Here is a 7,232-nt window from a genome sequence, read left to right as displayed (position 1 = left end):
AACCTAATACTTGTTTTTACCGGATATAGACATGAGGTGCGTCGCTATGAGATTTTTCATCTTTTTTTGAGATTGTTGATGGCGACACACCCTACAAGTATTATGGTAAGTGGCTCGCGCCGGACACGGCAATGCCGTTTCCCTACAAATATTATCAATTCAACGCGGGGGCTGCGCCTTCTACTGGCCTCACAATTGCGGGTTTATTCGTAGATTTTGGCTGAAAAAGTGCCTTCAGTGCCTTGTCGAGATTCTCCGCCATCACAATTCTATTTTCGTAGGCAACAATCACTCTAATTAAAGTTGGCAAACTATTGCGTTCAGCCTCCAAATAAAGAGGTTCCACGTACAGCAAAGATTGTTCGATCGGAATTACTAATAAATTGCCTTGAATCGCCTTTGACCCCTGCCGATTCCACAGAGATATTTGTTCGGAAATCACCGGATCTTGGTTGATTAAAGCTTCTATCTGTTCCGGGCCGTAAACTAATCGCTGTTTGGGGAATTGATACAATAGCAATTTACCATAATCATCGTCATCCGATCGCCCTGCAATCCAAGCAATTAAATTATTACGACTGACTGGCGTAAATGGCAATAGCAAAATAAACTCTTCTGATGTTTCTGTCGGTAGTTTTGTAATCAAATAATACGGTTCTACGGGCTGCTGTTTGCCACCATAAATCTCATTAGGAACGCGCCACAAATCCTCCCGATTGTAAAATACCTGCGGATCTTCCATGTGATAAGTTAACAACCGTTCCGATTGAATGCTCAACAAATCTACGGGATATCTAATATGTTTGCGGAGTGCCGGAGGCATTTTGTCCAGGGGTTTGAAGAGTCCGGGAAAGATAGCCATCCAACTCTTAATAATCGGATCGGAAGGATTGCTAACGTAGAAGTTGACAGAGCCGTTGTAGGCGTCAATGACGACTTTTACCGGGTTGCGGATGTAGTTAAATTCATTGCTTCCTGGATCTGAATAAGGGTAGCGATCGCTCGCTGTATAGCCATCGATAATCCAGTAAAGATAGTTGGGAGATTTATCGTTTACCGAGGGTGAAGGTTTAATCTTGTTGCCAATTTTATCCGGTTTTTTTTCGATTTCGCCTTTGCTGAGATTGGCGTTTGCTACTACCAAATACGGGTCGGAATCGTAGCGCAAAAAAGGAGCGATCGCCCGGACTCTTTTGTTAATATTGCGGCGATAAAGTAACTTAGTTTCTGGTGTGAAATTGCGGGTTAGCGCCATTTGCCAATTTTTCAGATAACTCGCAAACAGCAAGCGCTTCCATACAGAGTCGATCGCAATTCCGCCCGTACCGCTGTAGGTATTGTAAACATTGTCTTGGCCGCTGGGATAGTCGAATTCCTTGACTTTTGTCGGTGCGATGGCGTCTGTATCGGTGACTTCGCCGTAGTAAATGCGCGGATAGCCGATCGGGATACTGGCCCGAATGCTATCTTTAGTGACATCTAAAACAGTATCTCCTGTCTGGGCTGTCACCCCAATATCCTTGACAAAATAATCGGGTAAACCGCCGGCACCGACTGTGTTTACGGGAGATAGAGTAAAGCCGTAACCGTGAGTGTACACGAGGTGTTCGTTTACCCAAGTTTGAGCTTCCGGCGCCACCGCTGTGTAATCTAATTCCCGCGCCGCCAGAATTACTTGCTGGCTTTCCACATCTCCCTTTTTTGCTGTGGCGTTTTTGATTGTATAGCGATCGATATCAGCATCAGGAAATGTATAATAAGGTCGAATTTGCTGTAACTGTCGGTTGGCTTGCAGCAGTGGCTGTTTGTCCCACAGCCGGATGTTGCTAATAGTAAGTTGATTTTTTTCTAAGTCTTGATATGTAAGTTTTCCGCCTGGATCGAAGGTTTTGATTTCAATTTTCTTGAGGTCAAAAGCTTGTTGAGTAAAGGCAATGCTGCGCTGGATGTAGGGCTGTTCGCGGGCTAGTTCGTTGGGTTTGACTATCAGTTGCTGCACGATTTTTGGCAGCAGCAAACCTAGAGATATACTTAAAGTTAAAAATGCTAAGATGATTTTTTTTAAGTTATTATTGTTGATGTTTAATTGGAAAACAGGCCAAAGCATGAAAAGTGCGATCGCCCCAGCCACCACACTCAAAAAGCCATAGACGGGAAGCCGCACTGTCACGTCAGCGTAACCAGCCCCGTAGGTAACGTCTCCGCGCGAGTACAGCAAGGTGTAACAGCCCAGCCAGTACCGGAGCGAGATGGCTACCATGCAAGCTGCTCCCAAGCCGTACAAGTGCCGCTGTTGCGATCGCGAAAACCCCAAAAATATCCCTTGACTCAGGCTGTTTCCAGACAGCAAATAGGTTAAAGTGCAAGATACTAAACCGTACACAGATACAACAGTCAGCCCGAAACTTAGTAATTCTAAGATGGGCAAGATAAATACATAAAAGCTAATATCTTGATTAAAAATCGGGTCGGTGATGTTAAAATTAGTAGGGTGGAAATAGTGTAAAAGTTTAGTCCAGCGACTAGCGGCAATTATCCCGATCGCCAAACTGAGCAAAAGAGCGATCGCCCGCAACCAAAAATCCGGCTTAATTGCTACAGCGAACATCATCCCCAGCAGCAAGCCCAACTGCCACCAATCAGACGATAGCTGCACCACGCCAACCTGGATTGACTTAAATCCGAAGTGAATTGGCGGCGCAGACAAACCCCCGACTATCCTAAAATCGCCGATGCTACCGGTGGCTAAGAGCCCGCAGTGAATTACTGTTAAACTGGCGATCGCACTTAATCCAAATATCGCCAACAACAGCCAGGGAAAGGCAATTTGAGATTTAGCAGCAGGTGATTGATCATTTTTCTTCGTGTTTTTGCCACTTGCGGGCGCGATTAACTGCCTAAAAACAGGTGATTTAATGTTTTCGGTGGGAAGTTGCAGGCGGCGGGCTAGGGCTAAATTTCCGAAGAAGAAGGCGGAAGATACCAAAAGTGCGATCGCGCCCAGCAACGCTTGAGTTTTCAGTTTTAACAGCAAAACCTCAAGATATCCAACTTCCTGATACCAGAGAATTTCTGCCGCAATCCGCGAGGAAAACTCAAAAACTAACCACAGCCCTACAAGCAATAGAATTAATTGATGAATTCGCTTAATAGTCATTAGTTGTTAGTTGTTAGTTGTTAGTTGTTAGTTGTTAGTTGTTAGTTGTTAGTTGTTAGTTGTTAGTTGTTAGTTGTTAGTTGTTAGTTGTTAGTTGTTAAACTGGTTCCCAGGCTCTGCCAGGGAACCGATATCGAGAGGCTCTGCCTCATCCAAAAATGGAGGCAGAACCTCCGAATCTGCGTTACCAAGCTCCAGCCTGGTAACAAGTAATATTTTTTGCGGTTACATCTCACATCTTGCCGCATTCTCAATAACAGGCAAGATGCCTGTTCCACAAAAAATAAATTTTCTTGTGGGATGGGCATCCTGCCCGTCCGTGAAAGGCTAGTTAAGAATGGTGCAAGATATCAGTTACATCGGAATTATACAGTGCTGTCCCCGCTCGCGCGACTCGCCAGCAGGGACAGCAATGCACAAAATGATCGTTCCAATGCAAACAGAAAGGATATAAAACCCTAAATTTGAGTTAAGAAACCCCATTACTTAATGAGCAAATGGGTAAGTCCTAATTACATTAAAAGCTGATGCAAAACATCACCAATGACAACTGTCAACTGTCAACTGTCAACTGTCAACTGTTAACTGTACTGCTGATTGACATCAACATCCAAATTAAACAGAGTTTGCAAAGTGTGCATCGCTTGTCGGCGCGCCTCAATATCCTGCTGCGCCCGCAACTGCACCATCGGATCGTGCAAAATCTTATTCACAATCCCTCTTGTTAAAGATTCAATCACATCTTGATGTTTCTCCGAAAACTCGGAACCCAGACGCGATAAAGCTTTTTCTAACTCTTGTTCTCGAATTAATTCGATCTTATCCCGCAAACAGCTAATGGTAGGAACAGTTTCTAGACTGCGCCACCAGACATCAAAAGCCTCGACTTCCTGTTCCAGCAAGCCCTCAGCTTCCATTGCCATTTTGCGGCGGCTTTCGTGATTTTGAGCTACCACTGCTTTCAAATCGTCCACATTAAACGACTTGACGTTAGCCAATTCCTTAGCATCCGAGTCAACGTTGCGCGGCACAGAAATGTCCACCAACATCAAAGGGCGATCGGGTTTTAAGACAGCTTCTAATTTAGCTTTATTTAACAGCGGATCTGTAGCGGCTGTACTGGTAAACACCAAGTCAGAATCCCCAATTACCTGCATCATGTCCGAGAGCAAATGCAAGTGCAGTGTAGCATCTTTAAACAAACCGGCCAATTCCTCAGCGCCTCGCATCGATCGATTGACGATCGCAATATGACTCGCTCCTTTCGACAGCAAATGCTGCACCAACAAGCGCGACATCTTCCCAGCACCGATAATTGCAATCCGGCTAGTTGCTAAATGCTGACCTTTTAATTGAGCTAATTCCGCCGCCGCTGAACTAATCGAAACCGCACCAGTACCAATGCTAGTTTCTGTGCGAACACGCTTCCCGGCTGTCAAAGCTTGCTTAAACAAACGTTCTAAAATTCTGCCAACACCTTTGTACTGCTGGGCGAGTTTGTGAGTTTGTTTCACCTGAGCCAAAATTTGTCCTTCTCCCAGCACCAAACTGTCGAGGCCCGCAGACACTCGCATCAAGTGCATCACCGCATCTTCGTGCAGCAAAATGAACAGGTGAGGGCGCAAAGACTGCAAAGGAAGTTTACTGCATTCCGAAAGGAACTGCATCACTTCTCGCACTCCCGGCTCTGACTCTGTGGTAACGATATAAATTTCTAAACGGTTGCAAGTGCTGAGGATTGCAACTTCTTGAATGTGGGGGTAGCCGCGCAATTGGGCGATCGCCGCTTCAATCTTTTGTTCTGGAATGCTGAGTTTTTCCCGAACTTCAACCGGCGCTGTTTTGTGGCTGAGACCTACGACTGCAATATTCATATCTGTCATTTGTCACTATTTATTTCTTAGTTATCTACAGTCACCTGTGATTAACTCTTAGTTTATCGCTAATTGCTAATCACTGGTGACTGTCAACGGTTAATAGTCAAAAATTAACATTTAAAATTTAACTGTTAACCGCTAACTAATGATTATTTCAATTGCAGAGATTTAGGCTGGTCAAACATATGGATTGTATCCACAAACCGAGCAGTCTTCGACTGAGAAGAAATAATCAAACTTTCAGTACGAGCGCCGCCACCAAAGAAGCGAACTCCTTCCATCAGCGTTCCGGGAGTAATTCCGCAAGCCGCAAACAGAACTGTTTCTCCAGATGCCAATTCTTCAGCATTGTAGATCTTGTCTGGATCTGTGATGCCCATTGATGTAAGTCGAGCGATATTGCTCTCTTTACTTTCACCGATCAAACCAGTTTTTACAACAGCCGGATCGTAAATTAACTGTCCTTGGAAGTGACCGCCCAAACAGCGCATGGCTGCTGCGGAAATCACACCTTCAGGTGCAGCACCAATACCCATCAGGGCGTGGATGTTGGAACCAGAAAACGCACAAGAAATCGCAGCAGAAACGTCGCCGTCGCTGATCAGTCGAACTCTTGCACCAGCTTGGCGAATTTCATTAATTAAATCTTTGTGACGAGGGCGATCCATCACCACAACCACCAAATCTTCAACACTACGGCCGAGACAATCAGAGATAATTTTGAGGTTTTCGGTTGGTGTCTTGCGAATATCTACATGATTTCTGGCAGCCGCAGGAGCAGCCAATTTGTTCATGTAGAAATCGGGAGCAGCAAACAAACCGCCTTTTTCAGAGATTGCCAAAACAGCCATCGAACCGTTTTGACCGTAAGCAACCAGGTTAGTACCTTCGCAAGGGTCAACAGCGATATCAATTTCGATCAATTCATCTATGTTGCAGACATCTTTAGCATCTTCACGAGTACAAATACCCACTTGTTCGCCGATGTAAAGCATGGGTGCGTCATCGCGTTCGCCTTCACCGATCACGATGCGGCCGCGCATATGAATTTTGTTCATCCGCTCGCGCATTGCTTCTACAGCCACTCTGTCGGCTTCATCTTTCTCGCCTTTGCCCATCAATCGAGCGGAGGCGATGGCTGCCTGCTCAACTACTTCGATAATCTCTAAACCGATTGCATTATCCACGAACTATATACTCCCAACTAAGTCTTGCGTGCCTTGTGCTTTTTGCACTCCCAGCCATCAAGTTTATCAGAGGCGGGGATCTGTGCGAGCGCAAGCAGTTGGTTTGTTTGTGTTAACTTTTACTTCTTTGAGACTGGGGCTGATAAATTGGGCAAAATAAGCTGAAGGCTCGATCGCCCGAATGCTTGACTCTTGCGATGGCGATCGTCCTACACAGGCGGGCCCGATCGTCCAAGAGCGGACTCTCGGAGGCGGAGGCGATCCCAGGCGTAAGTTGCGATAGTCATGGTAAATCAGGCGTCCCACAATCGAGATACACTCTAAGTGTATGAGCTGGGAGCAAGAAAAAATGATGATGAAAGCCCAAGATATTATGACAAAGGAAGTTGTCACCATTCGTGGTTCGGCAACGGTAGCTGAAGCAGTGGCGATGATGAACGAACTGTGTCTGCGCGCGCTAATTGTGGAACGCCGCCACGAACAAGACGCCTATGGCATAGTCACAGAAACGGATATTGTTTACAAAGTAACAGCCTACGGAGTAGACCCGCAAAAAGTCCGCGTCTTCGAGATTATGACCAAACCGTGCATCACGGTGAATCCCGACTTGGGCGTCGAATATGTGGCGAGGTTGTTCGCCAATACCCGCATCCGTCGAGCTCCGGTGATTAAGGACAAACTGCTGGGCATTATTTCGGTAACGGATATTTTGACAAAAAGTGATTTTGTTGAGAAGCCGAAGAGTGTTGTCTTTGAGGATGAAATTCAAAAGGCGATCGCCGATGCTAGAACAGTCTGTTCAGAGAAAGGTGCTACTTCTAAACAGTGCGCCGTAGCTTGGGACATCGTAGAGGAAATGCAGGCTGAGGCCGCTCACCAGCGATCGATCAAGCTTGAAAAAACGGCTTTTGATGAGTATTGCGAAGAGAATCCCGACGCGGCCGAAGCCCGGATGTACGACAGTTAATTTAGTCAGTTGACAGTTGACAGTTGACAGTTGACAGTTGACAG

General features: G+C 45.8%; 5 protein-coding genes. 1 reads left to right on the top strand and 4 read right to left on the bottom strand.

Annotated elements, in window-relative coordinates:
- Nucleotides 1-154: 154 nt before the first annotated feature.
- The 4 genes from JGK14_RS22015 to JGK14_RS22000 form a co-directional block, all read right to left on the bottom strand.
- On the bottom strand, nucleotides 155-3,157 hold the full coding sequence (locus tag JGK14_RS22015; RefSeq protein ID WP_325315488.1) for a UPF0182 family protein: 3,003 nt from the start codon (nucleotides 3,155-3,157) through the stop codon (nucleotides 155-157).
- Between the two features lie 581 nt (nucleotides 3,158-3,738).
- Nucleotides 3,739-5,031 (bottom strand): glutamyl-tRNA reductase, encoded by a 1,293-nt coding sequence (locus tag JGK14_RS22010; protein WP_293176742.1) that lies wholly within the window; start codon nucleotides 5,029-5,031, stop codon nucleotides 3,739-3,741.
- Between the two features lie 152 nt (nucleotides 5,032-5,183).
- Nucleotides 5,184-6,221, bottom strand: coding sequence for a class II fructose-bisphosphatase (gene glpX, locus JGK14_RS22005; protein ID WP_293176740.1), 1,038 nt, complete (start codon nucleotides 6,219-6,221; stop codon nucleotides 5,184-5,186).
- Between the two features lie 66 nt (nucleotides 6,222-6,287).
- Nucleotides 6,288-6,527, bottom strand: coding sequence for a hypothetical protein (locus JGK14_RS22000; RefSeq protein ID WP_293176738.1), 240 nt, complete (start codon nucleotides 6,525-6,527; stop codon nucleotides 6,288-6,290).
- Nucleotides 6,528-6,570: 43 nt separating this feature from the next.
- Here JGK14_RS22000 and JGK14_RS21995 point away from each other — a divergent pair, with 43 nt between their 5' ends.
- Nucleotides 6,571-7,188 carry a CP12 domain-containing protein gene (locus JGK14_RS21995; protein ID WP_293176760.1) on the top strand — a complete coding sequence of 206 codons (618 nt, stop codon included), beginning with the start codon at nucleotides 6,571-6,573 and terminating at the stop codon, nucleotides 7,186-7,188.
- The last annotated feature ends 44 nt before the right edge of the window (nucleotides 7,189-7,232 follow it).

The sequence above is a fragment of the Microcoleus sp. PH2017_28_MFU_U_A genome (assembly GCF_020738035.1).
In the GTDB taxonomy this organism is placed as follows: Bacteria; Cyanobacteriota; Cyanobacteriia; order Cyanobacteriales; family Microcoleaceae; genus Microcoleus.
Note: the sequence above shows the minus strand (reverse complement) of the source record. Positions and strands in the feature narration are given on the sequence as shown.